The 15,834-nt window shown below is 71.8% G+C and carries 18 protein-coding genes and 1 pseudogene; 11 read left to right on the top strand and 8 right to left on the bottom strand.

The window, feature by feature from the left end:
* Nucleotides 1-8 precede the first annotated feature (8 nt).
* From ACGFZW_RS18195 to ACGFZW_RS18175, 5 genes are all read right to left on the bottom strand, one after another.
* The gene (locus ACGFZW_RS18195) at nt 9-707 is read right to left on the bottom strand and encodes an HAD family hydrolase (protein ID WP_393894143.1); all 699 of its coding nucleotides are present in this window, start codon (nt 705-707) and stop codon (nt 9-11) included.
* Nucleotides 708-747: 40 nt separating this feature from the next.
* A complete protein-coding gene (locus tag ACGFZW_RS18190) occupies nt 748-1,530 on the bottom strand; it encodes a phosphatase PAP2 family protein (RefSeq protein WP_393894142.1) in 783 nt (260 codons plus the stop codon).
* 107 nt (nt 1,531-1,637) lie between these two features.
* Nucleotides 1,638-2,573, bottom strand: a complete 936-nt coding sequence (locus ACGFZW_RS18185) for a M56 family metallopeptidase (protein ID WP_393894141.1) — start codon at nt 2,571-2,573, stop codon at nt 1,638-1,640.
* 138 nt (nt 2,574-2,711) lie between these two features.
* Nucleotides 2,712-3,275, bottom strand: coding sequence for a DUF5134 domain-containing protein (locus tag ACGFZW_RS18180; protein ID WP_393894140.1), 564 nt, complete (start codon nt 3,273-3,275; stop codon nt 2,712-2,714).
* Between the two features lie 238 nt (nt 3,276-3,513).
* On the bottom strand, nt 3,514-3,900 hold the full coding sequence (locus ACGFZW_RS18175) for a VOC family protein (RefSeq protein ID WP_393894139.1): 387 nt from the start codon (nt 3,898-3,900) through the stop codon (nt 3,514-3,516).
* Between the two features lie 184 nt (nt 3,901-4,084).
* Between ACGFZW_RS18175 and ACGFZW_RS18170 the strand changes: the two genes are divergently transcribed.
* Nucleotides 4,085-4,618, top strand: coding sequence for a GNAT family N-acetyltransferase (locus tag ACGFZW_RS18170; protein ID WP_393894138.1), 534 nt, complete (start codon nt 4,085-4,087; stop codon nt 4,616-4,618).
* Nucleotides 4,619-4,658: 40 nt separating this feature from the next.
* Here ACGFZW_RS18170 and ACGFZW_RS18165 read toward each other — a convergent pair whose 3' ends face one another.
* Nucleotides 4,659-5,342 carry a glycerophosphodiester phosphodiesterase gene (locus ACGFZW_RS18165; RefSeq protein WP_393894137.1) on the bottom strand — a complete coding sequence of 228 codons (684 nt, stop codon included), beginning with the start codon at nt 5,340-5,342 and terminating at the stop codon, nt 4,659-4,661.
* A 277-nt stretch (nt 5,343-5,619) separates the two neighbouring features.
* Complete coding sequence (locus ACGFZW_RS18160; RefSeq protein WP_393894136.1) at nt 5,620-6,279, bottom strand: PadR family transcriptional regulator; 660 nt, start codon at nt 6,277-6,279, stop codon at nt 5,620-5,622.
* 51 nt (nt 6,280-6,330) lie between these two features.
* Here ACGFZW_RS18160 and ACGFZW_RS18155 point away from each other — a divergent pair, with 51 nt between their 5' ends.
* From ACGFZW_RS18155 to ACGFZW_RS18125, 7 genes are all read left to right on the top strand, one after another.
* A complete protein-coding gene (locus ACGFZW_RS18155) occupies nt 6,331-7,500 on the top strand; it encodes an LLM class flavin-dependent oxidoreductase (RefSeq protein ID WP_393894135.1) in 1,170 nt (389 codons plus the stop codon).
* A complete protein-coding gene (locus ACGFZW_RS18150; RefSeq protein ID WP_393894134.1) occupies nt 7,497-8,489 on the top strand; it encodes an alpha/beta hydrolase in 993 nt (330 codons plus the stop codon). The genes ACGFZW_RS18155 and ACGFZW_RS18150 overlap by 4 nt, the downstream gene beginning before the upstream one ends.
* A gap of 81 nt (nt 8,490-8,570) precedes the next feature.
* Nucleotides 8,571-9,962 (top strand): DUF6421 family protein, encoded by a 1,392-nt coding sequence (locus tag ACGFZW_RS18145; RefSeq protein WP_393894133.1) that lies wholly within the window; start codon nt 8,571-8,573, stop codon nt 9,960-9,962.
* Nucleotides 9,963-10,018: 56 nt separating this feature from the next.
* Entirely contained in the window at nt 10,019-10,780 is a 762-nt protein-coding gene (locus tag ACGFZW_RS18140) for an SDR family NAD(P)-dependent oxidoreductase (RefSeq protein ID WP_393894132.1), read from the top strand.
* Complete coding sequence (locus ACGFZW_RS18135) at nt 10,759-11,847, top strand: threonine aldolase family protein (RefSeq protein ID WP_393894131.1); 1,089 nt, start codon at nt 10,759-10,761, stop codon at nt 11,845-11,847. The genes ACGFZW_RS18140 and ACGFZW_RS18135 overlap by 22 nt, the downstream gene beginning before the upstream one ends.
* A 92-nt stretch (nt 11,848-11,939) precedes the next feature.
* Nucleotides 11,940-12,515: a transglutaminase domain-containing protein gene (locus tag ACGFZW_RS18130; RefSeq protein ID WP_393894130.1), complete on the top strand. Its 576-nt coding sequence runs from the start codon at nt 11,940-11,942 to the stop codon at nt 12,513-12,515.
* Between the two features lie 11 nt (nt 12,516-12,526).
* Entirely contained in the window at nt 12,527-13,225 is a 699-nt protein-coding gene (locus tag ACGFZW_RS18125) for a B3/4 domain-containing protein (protein ID WP_393894129.1), read from the top strand.
* Nucleotides 13,226-13,364: 139 nt separating this feature from the next.
* On the opposite strand, the gene ACGFZW_RS18120 is transcribed toward ACGFZW_RS18125, so the two are convergent.
* Entirely contained in the window at nt 13,365-14,081 is a 717-nt protein-coding gene (locus ACGFZW_RS18120) for a lysophospholipid acyltransferase family protein (protein WP_393894128.1), read from the bottom strand.
* Between the two features lie 379 nt (nt 14,082-14,460).
* On the opposite strand from ACGFZW_RS18120, the gene ACGFZW_RS18115 reads away from it, so the two are divergent.
* The 3 genes and pseudogenes from ACGFZW_RS18115 to ACGFZW_RS18105 all read left to right on the top strand — a co-directional run.
* Nucleotides 14,461-14,793, top strand: coding sequence for a thioredoxin family protein (locus ACGFZW_RS18115; protein WP_393894127.1), 333 nt, complete (start codon nt 14,461-14,463; stop codon nt 14,791-14,793).
* A gap of 225 nt (nt 14,794-15,018) precedes the next feature.
* A complete protein-coding gene (locus ACGFZW_RS18110) occupies nt 15,019-15,525 on the top strand; it encodes a flavin reductase family protein (protein WP_393894126.1) in 507 nt (168 codons plus the stop codon).
* Nucleotides 15,526-15,738: 213 nt separating this feature from the next.
* Nucleotides 15,739-15,834: pseudogene (locus ACGFZW_RS18105) on the top strand (electron transfer flavoprotein subunit beta); the annotation flags it as partial.

Here is a 15,834-nt window from a genome sequence, read left to right as displayed (position 1 = left end):
GCCCCGCCTCAGCCCACCAGGTCCAGTACCGGCCGCAAGCCGTCGGGACGCTGGTGTACCGGGAGGTGGTCGACCTGCATGAACCCGCAGCCGATCTGCGTGGCGCCGCCGTCCGCGGTGCGACTGTCACCGACCATCAGGACGTGGGCCGGGGGGAGTTGCAGGGAGTCGCAGGCCAAGCCGAAGAGCCGTGGGTCCGGCTTCTGCATGCCGTGCTCGTAGGACAGGACGAAGCTGTCGACATACCGGGCCAGGCCGTGGGCGCGTAGCACCGGCCGCAGGTCCCAGCCGATGTTGCTGAGCACGGCGGTGCGGATGCCGCGCCGATGGAGCTCCGCCAGCACCTCGGCGGCATCCGGGTAGGGCGCCCAGGCGTCCGCCGTCTTGTGGCGGTCGTAGAGCGCGTCGTACAACTCGGGCCTGGGCAGGGGCACCTGGCGGGCCAGGCCGGTGTACAGCTCGCGGTGGTGGGTGGCGTCGCTGTCGCGGATCGGCCACAGGTCCGCCAGTTCGGTGGGCAGTTCCTCCGGCGCGGGGCCGCCGGGCAGGGCGCCGGCCCGTTCCAGGGCGGCGGCCAGGCGGAGGATCTCGGCCTCGTCCAGGGGTGTACGGGACGCGGCCGACGACGCCCGCAGCCAGGATTCGGCGGACTCGATGCGCAGCAGGGTCCCGGAGAAGTCGAAGAGCACACCTTTGATCGTCGTCATGCCGCCATCTTGCCGCGTACCGGATCCGCCCGCGGCTCCCTCAGCGATCTGCCCCTGCGCCCGGACCCGTTCCGGTTCCTGTCGTCGTTCCGGTTCCCGCCCCCGGGCCGGGGGCGTCCGTGCGGCGCTGCAGCGCCCCGTACGCGCTCGCCGCGCCTGCCACCAGGGCGCCGCCCAGCAGCCACCCGCCGACGACATCCGAGAGCCAGTGCACCCCCAGGTAGACGCGGGTGAAGCCGACGCCGACCACCGAGAGCCCGGCCACCGCGCCGGCGGCCCATCGCCACAGCGGGCGCGCCCCGTGGAGCCGCAACAGCCACAGCATCAAGGCCCCGGCGACCAGGGCGGACATGGCGTGGCCGGAGGGGAACGCGGCGTAATGAGCATGGTCGACCGGGTCCTCCCACACCGGCCTGGCCCGGTCGACCAATGCCTTCAGCGCCTGCTGCAGCGCCGTACCGGCGAGCGCGGTGCCCGCCACGCACCAGGCGAGACGCCGTTCACCACGGCGCAGCAGCCACCAGAAAGCCGCGGCGAGCATCGCGCGCATCGCCCATGGGTCCCACACCCAGTCGCTGAACAGGCGGTTGACCCGCGTCAAGCCCGGGGAGGACACCGCGACACGGTGCAGTGCGTGCGTCACGGCCGCGTCCACGGACATCAGGGGACCCCAGTCCAGCACGACCAGGACGGCGAGCAGTCCTGCCGCGGCCGCCAGGAGGACGGCGAACGAGGCCGGGGGGACGAGGGCGGCGGGGATGCGCGCGGGGGAGGCTTGGGTGGCGGTGGACGTGTGGGCGGGGGGCTGCGGCGTCGGTGCCATACACCGATCCTCACCGATCGACGCCCGGACATGCCATGACCGCGCTGTTCCGGCACGCCGGGCGGCGCCGGGACGGCAGGCACGGCTCCGGTGCGCCGTGGCCGGTGCTACGCCAGCGCGCTGAGCCCCGGTATGAAGGTCACCAGCAGCGGGACGGCGGGGACCAGCGCCGCGCAGGCCGTCATGCGCAGCCGGCGGCCGGGCGTGAAGCGGGGTGCCGGCGTCAGCAACCGGTCCACCCGCTGCGGCACCTGCGCGAGCTGCGTCGGGCAGGGGCCGAACACACCGCGGTCCTCGTTGAGTTCGACCAGTGCCAGGGCGAAGGTCATCCGCCCGAAGCGACGCGAGGCGACATCGTCGGCGGCCAGCTCGACCAGGCGGTGCACCTGGTCGCGGAACGCGGCGAAGACCGGGATCTGCGGGAAACCGACGGCCAGGGCCGAGGCCCAGTGCAGCAGAAGGTCGTGACGGGCCCGCGCGTGTCCCTGCTCGTGGGCGATCAACGCATCGAGCTGACGGCCTTTCAGTCGGCGCAACGCCGCTGTGGTGATGACCAGTTGGGGTGAGGAGTGCTGCAGCCACCACGCCTCCGGGCGGTCACCCTCCAGGACCACCAGGCGTTCCCCGGCAGGCTCTTCGCCCGGCAGCAGTGGCGAACGGCGGAGGAGGTCGGCCCTGCGGTGCCGCAGCCGGGCCCGGACGGCGCGTACCTCACGGGTCAGCGCGAACGCGGTCCATGCCGCGCCACCCGCCAGGAGCAGGGCCAGTGCGCCGGCCCACGGTCCGTGCGCCTTGAGGGCGTACGCCTCGACGACCACCTGCGGGGCGAATCCGAAGACCGGGCCCCGTACGGCTTCCCAGGCGGCGGCCGCGCTGAGCGACATGGCGAGGGCGCAGCACAGCAGGACACCGGCGACCACGCACTGCCACACCCACAGGGCGAGCACCGGTTCGCGGTCGGGCCAGTCGGAACGGGCCATCAGCCGCGGCGCCGTCGCCGCGGCCAACACGCCGAGAAACATCAGCGCGAGGGGGACCATCATGGCGCCAGCCTATGAGCGCCTGCCTACCAGTGGGTACGGTCAGGCTGGGGAAGTGACGCACACCACCCTCGTCCGAGGAGGGTGCCTTTCGCGGCCGCGGGGCCCGCAATTGCGCCGTGGGAAGCCGCTCGCCGCAGGTCAGAGAGCCAGCAGCATCGCGAACATCGCCATGCCCATCGCCACCTGGCACGCCCGCACCATGGCGGGCCGCTCCGGGCCCGCCGCGGGCGCCGGGCCGTCGGCCGCCACGGCCGCGGCCGGGACCAGCCGGACGCCCGCCGCGAGGACGAAGACGATGTAGTAGACCAACAGCAGCCCGGTGAGCAGGGGTGCCCCGCCCGGTGCGGTGTGCTGCGCGTGCGTCAGGTCCGCCGAGTGCCCGTCGGCGCCCTGGCCTGCCGCCATCGTGAGCGCCATGTGGACCATCGCCAGTGCGCCCACCGCGTGGTGGCCGTGCCGGCGGGTCAGCGCCCACAGGCCGACCGCGCCGAAGACGGCCGTGAACGCCCACGGGGACCACCACGGCGCCGCCACCGCCGACACCGGCAGCGCCATCGCCGCCATGCCCAGTCCCATCAATGCCTCGCCGCGCGCCGCCACCCGGTGGGCGGCCGGGCCGGTGCGGACCTGTGCCAGGCAGTAGCCGCCCGCGGCGGCGCAGAGCAACACGAGCAACCAGCCGACCAACGGCGGACCGTGCACGGCGCACCTCCCGGGGACGCGTACGGCTCACGCGTACGGCTCACTTCTGCCCGCAGGCTGCCCGGCGGGGACACCGCGCACGGGAGCGCATGGGCGCAACGGGGGAGCACGTCGGCGGGCGCGTGCGCGCATGACGGGCGCTGCCGCGGCGAAGGCCTCCGGATCCGGCAGACGGCAGACGGCAGACCGCGGTCGGATGCCGTGCACGCGGGATCGTGGGGTCGCGGCCCGCAGGCCGTCAGGGGCGGTAGCGCAGTGGGTGGTCCGCCGGCACCTGGGTCAGCACGATCCGGTGGCCGTCCGGATCCGCGATCCACATCTCGATCAGTCCCCACGGCTCCTGAACCGGCGGCCGCAGCACCTCCACCCCGCGCGCCGCCAACTCCTCGTGGGCGGCGGCGGCGTCCGCGACCTGGAGCCACAGCTGGAGCGTGCCCGTGGCGGGCTCCGCGGAGCGCCCGGAGACCTCCAGGAAACCCCCGCCGAGGAAGTACACCGTGCCGCGCTCCGGTCCGGTGCCGAATTCCCGGTAGATCTCCAGACCCAGCTTCTCGCCGTAGAACGCACGCGACCGCTCGGGATCCGACGGCCGCAGAAGCACCCTGCTGCTCAGTACCTGCACCATGGCACGGACCCTACGCCGCCGGGCCGCGCGGCCCCGGGACCCGTGCCGGGACGAGCCGGGCGAGGCGCGGCGGCGTGCGGTGCCCGGGACGATTCCGGCTGCCGAAAGGCCCTGACATGGACGGCAAACGACTTGTTAGCCTCCCTTCCAGCCCTTCGTCCGGCCCGAGAGGACCCCGCCCGCCATGCCCACCAGCCAGCTGACCTTCCGTACCGCCACCGACGCCGACATCCCCGAGCTCGTCGGGCTCATCGAGTCGGCCTACCGCGGGGACACCAGCCGGGCCGGCTGGACGACGGAGGCGGACCTGCTGGAGGGGCAGCGCACGGACCCCGAGGGCGTCGCCGCCGTGGTGCGCAACGAGACCGGGCTGCTGCTGATCGCCGAGCGCGACGGTGAGCTGATCGCCTGCTGCCAGCTCGAACACCGCGGCGAACACGCCTACTTCGGCATGTTCGCGGTGCGCCCCGCGCTGCAGGGCGGCGGCCTCGGCAAGGTGATCATCGCCGAGGCCGAGCGGACCGCGCAGGCCACGTGGGGCGCGCGCGAGATGCACATGACCGTCATCCGGCAGCGCGAGGAGCTGATCGCCTGGTACGAGCGCCGCGGCTACCGACGCACCGGACAGCTCACGCCGTTCCCGTACGGCGACGAGCGGTTCGGCATCCCGCAGCGCGACGACCTGGAGTTCGAGCTGCTGGTCAAGCCGCTCGGCTGAGCGGCGCCCGGCCGCCGGGCTGCGTGTCGTACCGCCCGGATCAGGCGGTGAACCGCACCGCCCTGCGGATCTCGGGCTGATCGGTCACCACGCCGTCCAGGCCCAGACCGCGCGCGAGCCGGAGGTGATCGTGGGTGTTCACCGTCCAGCCCAGCACCCGCAGCTGCGCGGCGTGCGCGCGCTCGACGAGTTCGAGGGTGAGCCGGCGGATGTTCAGCGAGAGCATCGACGCGCCGACGGCCTGCGCGCGGTCGACGATGTCTGCCCCGTAGCGGCTGCCGACCAGAGCGGTGCGCACGCCGGGCAGGAGGGTGCGGATGGCGGCGAGGGCCTCGTCGTGGAAGGAGATCACGTCGACGCGGCCGACCAGATCGCGGGACCGCATCACCTCCGCCAGCGCCTGCGCGGCCGCCACATCCTTGATCTCCGCCTGGAGCGGCGCCCCGACCGCCTCCACGACCTCCTCGAACACCGGGATCCGCTCACCGCGCCCGGCGTCCAGCTCACGCAGCTCGGCGAGGGTGCGCTCGGCGATCGGACCGGTGCCGTCGGTCGTACGGTCCACATCCGCGTCGTGCATCACCACGAGCGCGCCGTCCTTGCTCAGGTGCAGGTCAAGTTCGATGACGTCGAGGCCCTCGTGCTCTGCGCGCACGAAGGACCGCAGGGTGTTCTCCGGCTCCACGCCCATGATCCCGCGGTGTCCGATGGTGAGAAAGGACAAGGCTGCCTCGCTTCTGTCGGCTCGGTGAAATGGCGACTGTTCGACAAATGGCTGGACGAAATGGCGCACAGCCTAACGGGCCCGGATCGCGGCGGACCGGCCGTCGGACGGGCCGTGCGGTGTGTCCGGGACACCTACCCGGCACATCCGCGATCAGGCCCCCGAAGGCGGTACGGCCGGTGACGGTACAGGCCATCTCGCGGACGCCTGCCACGGCCCGGCGGGGGCGCGGAGAGCGTCGTACGGACTCCTTCCCCTGGCCGGGCCGGGAATCGGCTCACCCGTGCGTGGGCGATTCCTCCCCGCGCTGACGACGCTCCGCCGCGAGCCGGTCGAGGTCGGCGAGCACGGCCTCGGCCAGCTCCAGCTCCGCCTGCTGGTGGCGCTCGCTCCAGCTGAGCGCCACCCGGGGGAACTCCCACTCGGCGACCTGTCCGGCCCGCCGCCGCGCCTCCCGCACCTCCGCCAGCTCGGCGCGGGTCCGTTCGATGTGGCGTTCCACCAGGCCGCGCAGCGTGCCGGGGGCCGCGAGGTGGCCCAGCCAGAGGCGCAGCACGAGCGGATGCTTGAGCACCGGCGTACCGGGGTCGTCGGTGCCGTCCGCCCATGAGGCGAGGGCCGCGCGCCCCTCGTCGGTGATCGTGTAGCGGCGGGTGGCCCGTGGTTCCTCCGGGCCCGAGCGCCGGGAGGTGGCGAGGCCCAGCTCCTCCAGGCGGCGCAGCTCCGCGTAGATCTGGCTGATGGCGGGCGACCAGTAGAAGAACCGCAGCGAGGAGTCGGCCCATTTCTTCAGCTCGTACCCGGTGCGCTCGCCGCGGAAGGACAGCAGGCCCAAGACCGCCCACGCGGTGAGCGGCAGCCGGGGCGGTGGCGGCTGTCCGCCCGTGGGTCCGCGCGGTCGCACCTCTTGCTTCCTCGATACCTGACGGCTAGTCATATTCCTGATTGAAATAAGGAGTTCGCCGGAACGCAACCCCCGGGAGGCGGAATGAAGTTCTCCATCATCTTCGAGGCGCAGCTGGCCGATCCGACGGTCGAGCGCGAGCACCAGCTCTTCCACGACAGCGTCGAACAGGCCGTCCTGGCCGAGCGGATGGGCTTCGACCGCGTCTGGGCCGTCGAACACCACTCCCTGAAGTGGTACGCGCACATGAGTGCCCCGGAGATCTTTCTGACCTGGGTGGCGGCCAGGACCAGCACCATCCGCGTCGGGCACGGCGTGGTCTGCATGCCGTTCGCCTTCAACCACCCGGCGCGGGTCGCCGAGCGCGCGGCCACGCTCGACCTCCTCTCCGGCGGCCGGCTCGACCTCGGGGCCGGGCGTGGCGGGACCGAGCAGGAGACCTCGCTGTGCGGCGTCGACCGGGACCGCACGGCCCAGGAGGTGGAGGAAGCGCTGCGCATCGTCGGCAAGGCATGGCAGCACGAAGAGCTGGAGTACCACGGCGAATTGATCGACATCCCACCGCACCCGATCCTGCCCCGGCCACGGCAGACCCCGCACCCGCCGCTGTTCCTCGCGTGCAGCCGCACCGAGACCCTGCGGCAGGCCGCCGAGCTGGGCATCGGCGCGCTCGTGATGGGCTTCGCCGGGCCGGAGGCCATCGCCGCGATGCGGACCGCGTACGACGCCGCACGCGCCGAGCGGCGTGGAGACCGGCTGGTCTCCACCGAGATCAACGACCACTTCGCCGTGCTCTGCCCGACCATCGTGCTCGACGACCGCGAGCGGGCGCGCGCGGTCGGTCTGCGCGGTCAGCGCTTCTTCGCCCAGTCCATCGGCCACTGGTACGGGGGCGCGGGGCTGCCGGACGAGGCCGTGGTGGAGGGTGCGGGCCCGGAGCAGGCCGCGGCCGAGCTCAGGCAGGCAGCCGAGCAGGTCGTGGCCCGGCTGAACGAACAGCGCATCCCCGTCCGCCCGACGTCCACCGCCACCTTCCACGCCGACCACGCCTACGGCACGGCCGACGATGCCATCGCCTACGTGGAGCGCCTGCGGGCCGCGGGTGCCGACGAGGTCATGTGCCTGATCCAGATGGGCACGGTCCCCCAGGAGGCGTGTCTGGAGACCATCCGCCAGTGGGGTGAAAAGGTGATCCCGCACTTCGCCGCGGACCGCCGGCGCATCGCGGACCGGGCCACCGGGGACCGGACGTGAAGCCGGCGCCCGACCGGCTCGCCCCGCACGCGCGCCCGTACGCCGACGCGCTGAGCGCCGTCTTCCCTGACCTGGGCGGCACCGTCACCGACGCCCGGGAGGCCCGCCGGATCCTCGCCGCGGCACCCGGCGGCGACCGGCCCCCCTCCGGAGCCGTCTCGACCCGGGACCGAACGGTCCCGGGCCCCGCGGGTGCGCCTCCGCTGCCCGTACGCGTCTACCGCCCGGCGAGGGCGGTCGGGCCGCGGCCCACCGTGGTCTTCTTCCACGGCGGCGGCTATGTGCTCTGCGGCCTCGACACCCACGACAGCACCTGTCGGGCGCTGTGCCGGGAGTCCGGCGCGGTGGTGGTCTCCGTCGGATACCGGCTGGCGCCCGAGGCGCGGTATCCGGCGGCGGCCGAGGACGCCTACGCGGCGCTGCAGTGGGCTGCGGCGCATATCGCCGAACTGGGGGACGATCCGGCCGCCCTGATCGTCGCGGGGGACAGCGCAGGTGGCGGGCTGGCGGCCGGCGCCGCCTTGCGTGCCCGCGACCGCGGCGGCCCGCCCCTGGCCCTGCAACTGCTCATCTACCCGATGCTGGACCCTGCCGCCGACACCCCCTCGTACGCGGCCAACGCCACCGGCTACTACCTGACCGCGGCCCATCTGCGGTGGTTCTGGGACTGCTACCTCGGCCCGGACGCCGACCGGACCGATCCGTACGTCTGCCCGGCGCGGGCGGAGCCGGCGGGCCTGCCGCCCGCGCATGTGATCACCGCGGGGTGCGATCCGCTGTGCGACGAGGGTGTGGGATATGCCACGCGCCTGCGGAGTGCGGGCGTGCCGGTGACCGAGGGGCACCACCCCGGGATGTTCCACGGCTTCATGGCGCTGCCACATGCGCTGGAGGAAGCGCGGGAAGCCTTGGCATCACTGGCAGAAAGCGTCGCCCGGACCTCTCGGCACAGGAAAAATGTGCGTGACCAGGGGGTGTCCACAGAATAATTTTCACCGCCTCCACTTGAGCGGGCGATCCTTTGTTGGTTACCGTGAGCTGACAACACGATCTACCGCCGGAGGGCAGTCATGACGGAAATTCTTTCGCCTGTGGGTGTCCCGGGGGGCACCGCGGCCCGCGTCGTCGAGCACCCGGCCTGGCCCGCGCTCAAGGATGCGGTCGAGACCATCCGTCCCTGGCAGTCCAAGGACGGCTCGATCGACCTCGCGGCCGAGGGCGCGCCGCGTGCCGACGACGTCCGCCGCGAGGTGGACCGCGCGATAGCCGCCGTCGAGCAGCTCGCCCCGCTGCTGCCGCACGACGCGGCCTACCACCAGGCGCTCACCGTCGATCTGCGCCGCTGGGCCGACGACGGCTTCGGGGTGCCGGACTTCCTCGACTCGCTGCTCGCCTTCCAGCCCGCTCAGCAGCGCGCCGACGGCCTCCAGCACCTCGTCCTGTTCCCGATGTACACGCAGAACGGCAACCCCGACCGCAACTTCGAGGCCGTCGTGCTCCGGATGGTCTGGCCCGACTGGCTCGCCGAGCTGGAGCGCACGCGCTACGACAACCCGCTGTTCTGCGGCATCTCCTTCGAGGACTTCACCGCCGGCTACGACACCAACTCCGCGGTGCTCTTCCCGGAGACCATCGCCGTGCGCGAGGCGCCCGAGCGGTTCACCTGGGGCGGCATCTTCTGTGACCGCGAGGCCGCGCGCTTCCGCCGGGTCAGCGAGGCCGCCGTCGAGACGCTCGGTGTGGAACTGCCGCAGGACGTCCGCGAGATGCTCGGTGACCAGGACCGCTGCCAGCAGGCGTTCGTCCTGTGGGACATGGTCCACGACCGCACCCACAGCCACGGCGACCTGCCGTTCGACCCCTTCATGATCAAGCAGCGCCAGCCGTTCTGGATGTACGGCCTGGAGGAGCTGCGTTGCGACCTCACCGCCTTCAGGGAGGCGGTGAAGCTGGAGGCCGAGGGGTACCCCCAGGCGCGTGACGTGCAGTTCGCGGTGATCTTCGACCGGATGTTCCGCTTCCCGGTCACCGGCGACCGGGTGCGCAACTACGACGGCCTCGGTGGGCAGCTGCTCTTCGCCTACCTGCACAAGCACGACGTCGTACGCTGGACGGACAACACACTGCACATCGACTGGGAGCGCGCGCCCAAGGTCACCAATCAGTTGTGCGGCGAGATCGAGCAGCTCTACCGCGACGGCATCGACCGGCCCAAGCTGGTCCACTGGTTCGCCGCGTACGACCTCGTCTCGACCTACCTCGCACCGCACCCGGGCTCGGTCTGGGCCAAGGGCCCCGATGCCCTCGACCTGGATCAGCCGCCGCGCAAACTCGTGGACGACGTCCTCCCGGACGAGTTCCCGCTGAGTATGTTCTATGAGGCGCTGCGCAAGAAGTTGCGTTCGGTGATCGCCTCGACCAAGGGCATCACGGCCGACAGCGACGCGTTGGCGGCGGCGTGAGTACCGACCGTGACACCGGCCGGACGGCCGTCCAGGAGCAGAGGGAGGCGACGGAGATGACAACTTCGACGGGCGGACAGGGGCCGCTGGAGGGCGCCGTCGTCGCGGTGGCCGGAGCGGCAGGACCGGCCGGCCGGGCCACGCTGCTGCGGCTGGCCGAGGCGGGCGCGGTCGTCGTCGGCTCGGACTCGAATCCCGAGCGCCTCGCGGACGCCGTGGACGCGGCTCGCTACGCGCACGGCGGGGCCACCGTCATCGGTGACACGGTCGACCTTCTCGACCTCGAGCAGACCCGCGAATGGGCGAACCGCACCGAGAAGGAATTCGGCCGGATCGACGGTCTGGTGCATCTCGTCGGCGGCTGGCGCGGTTCCGCGAGCTTCGCCGAGACCGACCTGTCGGACTGGGACCTGCTGCACAAGCTCCTGGTCCGTACCGTCCAGCACACCTCGCTCGCGTTCCACGAAGCCCTCGAACGCAGTGGCAACGGCCGCTTCCTGCTGACCAGCGCGGCCGGCGCGAGCAAGCCCACCGCGGGCAACGCCGCCTACGCCGCCTCGAAGGCCGCGGCCGAGGCGTGGACACTCGCCCTGGGAGACGCGTTCCGCAAGTCGGGGGGCGAGGCCGGGCCGCGTGCCGCGGCTGCCATCCTGATCGTCAAGGCGCTCGTCAACGATCAGATGCGCGCCGAGCGACCGAACGCAAAGTTCGCGGGCTTCACCGATGTCACCGAGTTGGCCGAGGCCATCGCCGGGGTCTGGAGCCGGCCCGCCCAGGAAGTGAATGGAAAGCGTCTGTGGCTGACCCCCGAGCCGTGACCGGAGAGAAGACCGACGCCCGGCAGCACCACGACAACCGGGTACGCGGCTTCGCCAGCGACAACTACGCGGGTGCCCACCCGGAGATCCTCGCGGCCATCGCCCTCGCCAACGGCGGCCATCAGGTCGCCTACGGCGAGGACGACTACACCGCGCACCTCCAGCGCGTCGTCCGCAGCCACTTCGGGCAGAGCGCCCAGGCGTTCCCGGTGTTCAACGGCACCGGCGCCAACGTGGTGGCGCTGCAGGCCGTGACCGACCGCTGGGGCGCGGTGATCGCAGCCGACAGCGCGCACATCCACGTCGACGAGTGCGGTGCGCCCGAGCGGGTCGGCGGACTGAAGCTGCTCACGGTCCCGACCGAGGACGGCAAGCTCACGCCTGATCTGATCGACCGTGAGGCGCACGGCTGGGACGACGAACACCGCGCCATGCCGCAGGTCGTCTCGATCACCCAGAGCACCGAGCTGGGCACCGTCTACACCCCGGACGAGGTCCGGGCGATCTGCGAACACGCCCATGAGCGCGGCATGCTGGTGCACCTCGACGGCGCGCGGATAGCCAACGCCGCGGCGTCGCTGGATGTCCCGATGCGGGCCTTCACCAACGCCGTCGGCGTCGACATCCTGTCCTACGGGGGCACGAAGAACGGCGCGCTCTTCGGTGAGGCCGTGGTGGTCGTGAACCCCGACGCGGTGCGCGCGATGAAGCACCTGCGGAAGCTGTCGATGCAGCTGGCATCCAAGATGCGCTTCGTCTCGGTGCAGTTGGAGGCGCTGCTCGCCCGCGACCTGTGGCTGCGCAACGCCCGGCACGCCAACACCATGGCGCAGCGGCTGGCCGCCGGCGTCCGGGAGATCGACGGCGTCGAGATCCTCTATCCGGTGCAGTCCAACGCGGTGTTCGCGCGGCTCCCGCACGACGTCAGCGAGCGACTGCAGAAGCGTTACCGCTTCTACTTCTGGGACGAGCGGGCCGGCGATGTGCGCTGGATGTGCGCGTACGACACCGCCGAGGAGGACGTCGACGGATTCCTCGAAGCCCTGCGCGAGGAGATCGCCCGATAGACGCAGCGGGTATCCGCCCGAAACTGAATAGCTATGCGCTCGACTGGAAATTCATTGGCATCCGGTCGGGCGCATCGCTACGCTCCCGGGTCATGGAGCTGGTACAGAACACCCCGGAAATCGCTGCCTACTTGGCGCGCTGCGATGTCATCGACCATGACCATCCGCTCGTACGGGAGGCGGCGGACTCGCTGCGCGCCGATGCCCCCGATGTATATGCATACGCCGAAGCCGCCTTCACCTTCGTCCGCGACACCATTTCGCACTCCATGGACGTGGCCGATCCGCGGGTCACCTGGCGCGCCTCGGACGTCCTCGCGCAGCGCACCGGCATCTGCTACGCCAAGGCCCACGCGCTGGCCGCCCTGCTGCGCGCGGAGGGCATCCCGGCGGCGCTCTGCTACCAGAAGTTGGAGGTCCTGCACGGGCTCATCGCGCTCAAGCTCCCCGGGGAGCGTTGGGCGCGGCAGGATCCGCGGGGCAACAAGCCCGGCGTCGACGCGCAGTTCCGCATCGACCGGGAGCAACTGGCGTTCCCGGTGCGGCCGGAGTGCAATGAAGTGGACTATCCGGTCCTGTTTGCTGAACCGCACCCTGCCGTGCTCCAATGCCTCCGGGAGGCAGCCGACGGGTCTCGTCTCCAGCAGACGCTCCCCACCGAATTCTGAGGAATGCCCCGATGCCCCGCGCCCTGCACGTCTCCGACGAGGTCCACGCCCTCGCCCCCGGCTTCGCCTATCTCCCCGTCGAAGCGCACGGTCTGACCAACGGACCCAGCGACGCGGCCAGTTCGGCGCTGCTGGACGAGGCCGGGCGCCGCCTGGCGGAGCGCCTGGGCGGCCGGCCTCCCCAGGACGACCCGCACATCGCCGCCTGGCGCGCCGCGTACACCGCCTTCGGCTGCAAGCCATCGCGCACCCGGAACTCCGCCGAGGCACTGGCCAAGCGGGCCCTCGCGGACGGCGGCCTGCCGCGCATCAACCGCCTGGTCGACCTCTACAACGCCATCAGCGTCGCCCACCTCCTCCCCGTGGGCGGCGAGGACCTGGACCGCATCCAGGGCGGCATGAGGCTGGTACGCGCCACCGGCGAGGAGCCGTTCGCAACCGCGGCGGGCGGCGCGGAGGTCGTCGAACACCCTGAGCCGGGCGAGGTCGTCTGGTGCGACGACGAGGGGGTCACCTGCCGCCGCTGGAACTGGCGGCAGGGCGTGCGCACCCGCCTGACCGAGCAGTCCGTGAACGCGCTGTTCCTGCTGGAGGGGATGGAGCCCATGACGACGGCGGAGCTGGAGACCGCGGGCGCGGAACTCGCCGAGGCGCTGCACAAGGCCTGCCCCGAGGCGCGGATCGAGATCGGCGACGTCCGGCACCGGTGATCCGGACACCGGGCCGGCCCGGTCGCGGGCTCTGCCGGTGGCGGACACACCCGCGGCTCGGCGGCGGAAACGCCTCGGCCCAGGAGCGTCGTTGAGACGCTTCCTGGGCCGAGGGGAAGACTGACGGGCTCGTGGGCCGTTACGCGGTGCTGCCGGGAGCGGCCGGTGCGGTGCCACCGAGGTGAGCCGGGACCCACCAGGTGTCCTCGGGGCCCCTGGGGCGCACGGGGTAGGCGCGCTGCGCCGCCTCGACGAGGTCCTGCACCCGGGCACGCAGCCGGTCGGTGACCTTCTCGGCGTGCTCGGCCGGATCGGCCTCCATCGGCTCGCCCACCCGAATCGTGATCGGGAAGTGGTTGCGGCCCAGGTCGCGCTTGTGGCCCTTGGTCCACAGCCGCTGGGTGCCCCACAGCGCCATCGGCAGCAGCGGCACACCGGCCTCCTGCGCCAGCCGCGCCGCACCGGACTTGAAGTTCTTCAGCGTGAAGGACTCCGAGATCGTCGCCTCGGGGAAGACGCCGATGATCTCGCCCGAACGCAGGGCGGACAGGGCGTGCTTGTAGGCGTGCATGCCTTGCGCGCGGTCCACCGGGATGTGCTTCATGGCGCGCATCAACGGCCCCGACACCTTGTGCCGAAAAACCGATTCTTTCGCCATGAAACGCACCAGCCGCTTGGCCGGTCGCGCCGCCAGACCGCAGAAGACGAAGTCCAGGTAACCGATGTGATTGCTCACCAGCACCGCGCCGCCGCGGCGCGGGATGTTCTCCGCTCCGGCGATGTCGAACTTCAGGTCGAGCGACTTGAAGACGGTGCGGGCCGCACCGATCACCGGGGGATAGACGAGCTCTGCCATATCGGGGGACCCCTTCTCTGTGCCTGGGGAGGGTTCTCCCGGCGGAAACCTACGCAGCCGTAAGTGTGCGGCCTTCGGGAGATCGTGCCCGATGACTGCCCCGGCGGCTACCGCGTGAGCCGCTGAGGCCGGGAGATTCTCGTCACGTGAGGGCTCATGCCGTCCGCGTCCCCGCCGCCGCTGACGGTATCCCGGACGGCCCCGGTGCGACAGGGAGGAGACTCGGCCGGGAATCATTACGGTCCACCGAGTGCTGCACCCCGCGATGGGCGGACGTACGGTGCGTCTCGCGCAGGGCGCGCCGCGGGCCGCAGTCACGACGCGCGGCGAGCGGCAAAGCGACGAGCGACACGAAGCAAGTGGGAGAGGGAGGCCGACGGTGCAGGCGCGGGATGCGGGCGAGCGGCTGGGCGCCGCGGAGATCGGCACGGCACTCGGCGAGCGCGCCACCCTCGTGCAGTTCTCCAGCGCCTTCTGTCAGCCCTGCCGGGCGACCCGGCGCACGCTCACCGAGGTCGCCGACATGGTCGCGGGGGTGGCACACGTCGAGATCGACGCCGAGGCCCACCTCGACCTCGTGCGGACGCTGAACATCCGCGCCACCCCGACCGTTCTGGTGCTCGACGCGGACGGCGCGGTGGTGCGCCGCGCCTCAGGTCAGCCGCGCAAAGCCGACGTCATCGCTGCTCTGGGCGCTGCCGTCCGTGATTGATCTCCCAGATGCTGGGCGCCACTTGACGCTGTGGGTCACACATCGTCACTCTGACGTGATGCGGCCAGTAATCCTTCTGTACGGACGCGCGCACGTGGACCTTCTGCGGACCGCCAGCGCGCGCTGTCCGAGCGTGTGAGCAGCGACGACATCAGCGCTGCCGGTAGCTGCACGGCTGTCGGCGGCTCCGCTCGGGTTCGTACACCACCTCAGAAGGACAACTCCATGACGGCCTCGCCCGACCTCGGCACGCCTCGCACCGCCACCCCCGAACTTCTGCGCTCCGTCTTCCGGCAGCATGCCGCGGGCGTCGCGGTGATCACCGCGCACGGCTCCCGGCCGGTCGGCTTCACCGCCACCTCGCTCACCTCCGTCGCCGCCGAGCCGCCGCTGCTCTCCTTCGGCATCGGCACCGCCTCCTCCAGCTGGCCCGTGGTCGCCGAGGCCGAGTACGTCGGCGTCCACATACTCGGCGAGCACCAGCAGGATCTCGCCGCCACCTTCGCGCGCAGCGGGGCGGACCGTTTCGGCCCCGCCACCTCTTGGCGCGCCGGTCCCGAGGGGGTGCCGCTCCTCGACGGCGTGCTGGCCTGGCTGGTGTGCAAGGTCGTCGCGCGGGTACCGGCGGGCGATCACCGCATCGTGCTCGCGCAGCCCACCCTCGGCGACCCCGCGGGACCCGGCAGGCCACTGCTCTACCACCAGGGTCGCTTCAACGCGCTGCGGGACTGAGAGGTTCCCGTTCCGCTTCGTCGTCACCGGGTCGAGGTCGTTGGCAAGGTCACAGTTCGGCGGCCTTGATTCGGGGCACGAGACTGGATGTACTGGCGAGTAATATGACGGTCGGCGTGGGGAACCGCATCCGACCCGGAGCCGCCCCAACAGGCGCCTATGCTGCCAGCACAAAGGCAGTTCCGAAGAGACGAAGCAGGTAGGAGAGTCGGCGTGAGCTTGAGGATCGTTGTCTGTGTGAAGTACGTGCCCGACGCCACCGGCGACCGGCACTTCGCCGAGGACCTGACCGTCGACCGTGACGACGTG

Source organism: Streptomyces sp. NPDC048248 (assembly GCF_043201875.1).
Taxonomy (GTDB): Bacteria; Actinomycetota; Actinomycetes; order Streptomycetales; family Streptomycetaceae; genus Streptomyces.
The sequence above is the reverse complement of the archived record's forward strand: the minus strand, read 5'-3'. Positions and strand labels throughout refer to the sequence as shown.

Bases quoted from the DNA above. Each gene is read 5' to 3' on its own strand.
- ACGFZW_RS18195 (WP_393894143.1), bottom strand. From the start codon at position 707: ATGACGACGATCAAAGGTGTGCTCTTCGACTTCTCCGGGACCCTGCTG.
- ACGFZW_RS18190 (WP_393894142.1), bottom strand. From the start codon at position 1,530: ATGGCACCGACGCCGCAGCCCCCCGCCCACACGTCCACCGCCACCCAA.
- ACGFZW_RS18185 (WP_393894141.1), bottom strand. From the start codon at position 2,573: ATGATGGTCCCCCTCGCGCTGATGTTTCTCGGCGTGTTGGCCGCGGCG.
- ACGFZW_RS18175 (WP_393894139.1), bottom strand. From the start codon at position 3,900: ATGGTGCAGGTACTGAGCAGCAGGGTGCTTCTGCGGCCGTCGGATCCC.
- ACGFZW_RS18170 (WP_393894138.1), top strand. From the start codon at position 4,085: ATGCCCACCAGCCAGCTGACCTTCCGTACCGCCACCGACGCCGACATC.
- ACGFZW_RS18160 (WP_393894136.1), bottom strand. From the start codon at position 6,279: ATGACTAGCCGTCAGGTATCGAGGAAGCAAGAGGTGCGACCGCGCGGA.
- ACGFZW_RS18155 (WP_393894135.1), top strand. From the start codon at position 6,331: ATGAAGTTCTCCATCATCTTCGAGGCGCAGCTGGCCGATCCGACGGTC.
- ACGFZW_RS18145 (WP_393894133.1), top strand. From the start codon at position 8,571: ATGACGGAAATTCTTTCGCCTGTGGGTGTCCCGGGGGGCACCGCGGCC.
- ACGFZW_RS18140 (WP_393894132.1), top strand. From the start codon at position 10,019: ATGACAACTTCGACGGGCGGACAGGGGCCGCTGGAGGGCGCCGTCGTC.
- ACGFZW_RS18130 (WP_393894130.1), top strand. From the start codon at position 11,940: ATGGAGCTGGTACAGAACACCCCGGAAATCGCTGCCTACTTGGCGCGC.
- ACGFZW_RS18125 (WP_393894129.1), top strand. From the start codon at position 12,527: ATGCCCCGCGCCCTGCACGTCTCCGACGAGGTCCACGCCCTCGCCCCC.
- ACGFZW_RS18120 (WP_393894128.1), bottom strand. From the start codon at position 14,081: ATGGCAGAGCTCGTCTATCCCCCGGTGATCGGTGCGGCCCGCACCGTC.
- ACGFZW_RS18110 (WP_393894126.1), top strand. From the start codon at position 15,019: ATGACGGCCTCGCCCGACCTCGGCACGCCTCGCACCGCCACCCCCGAA.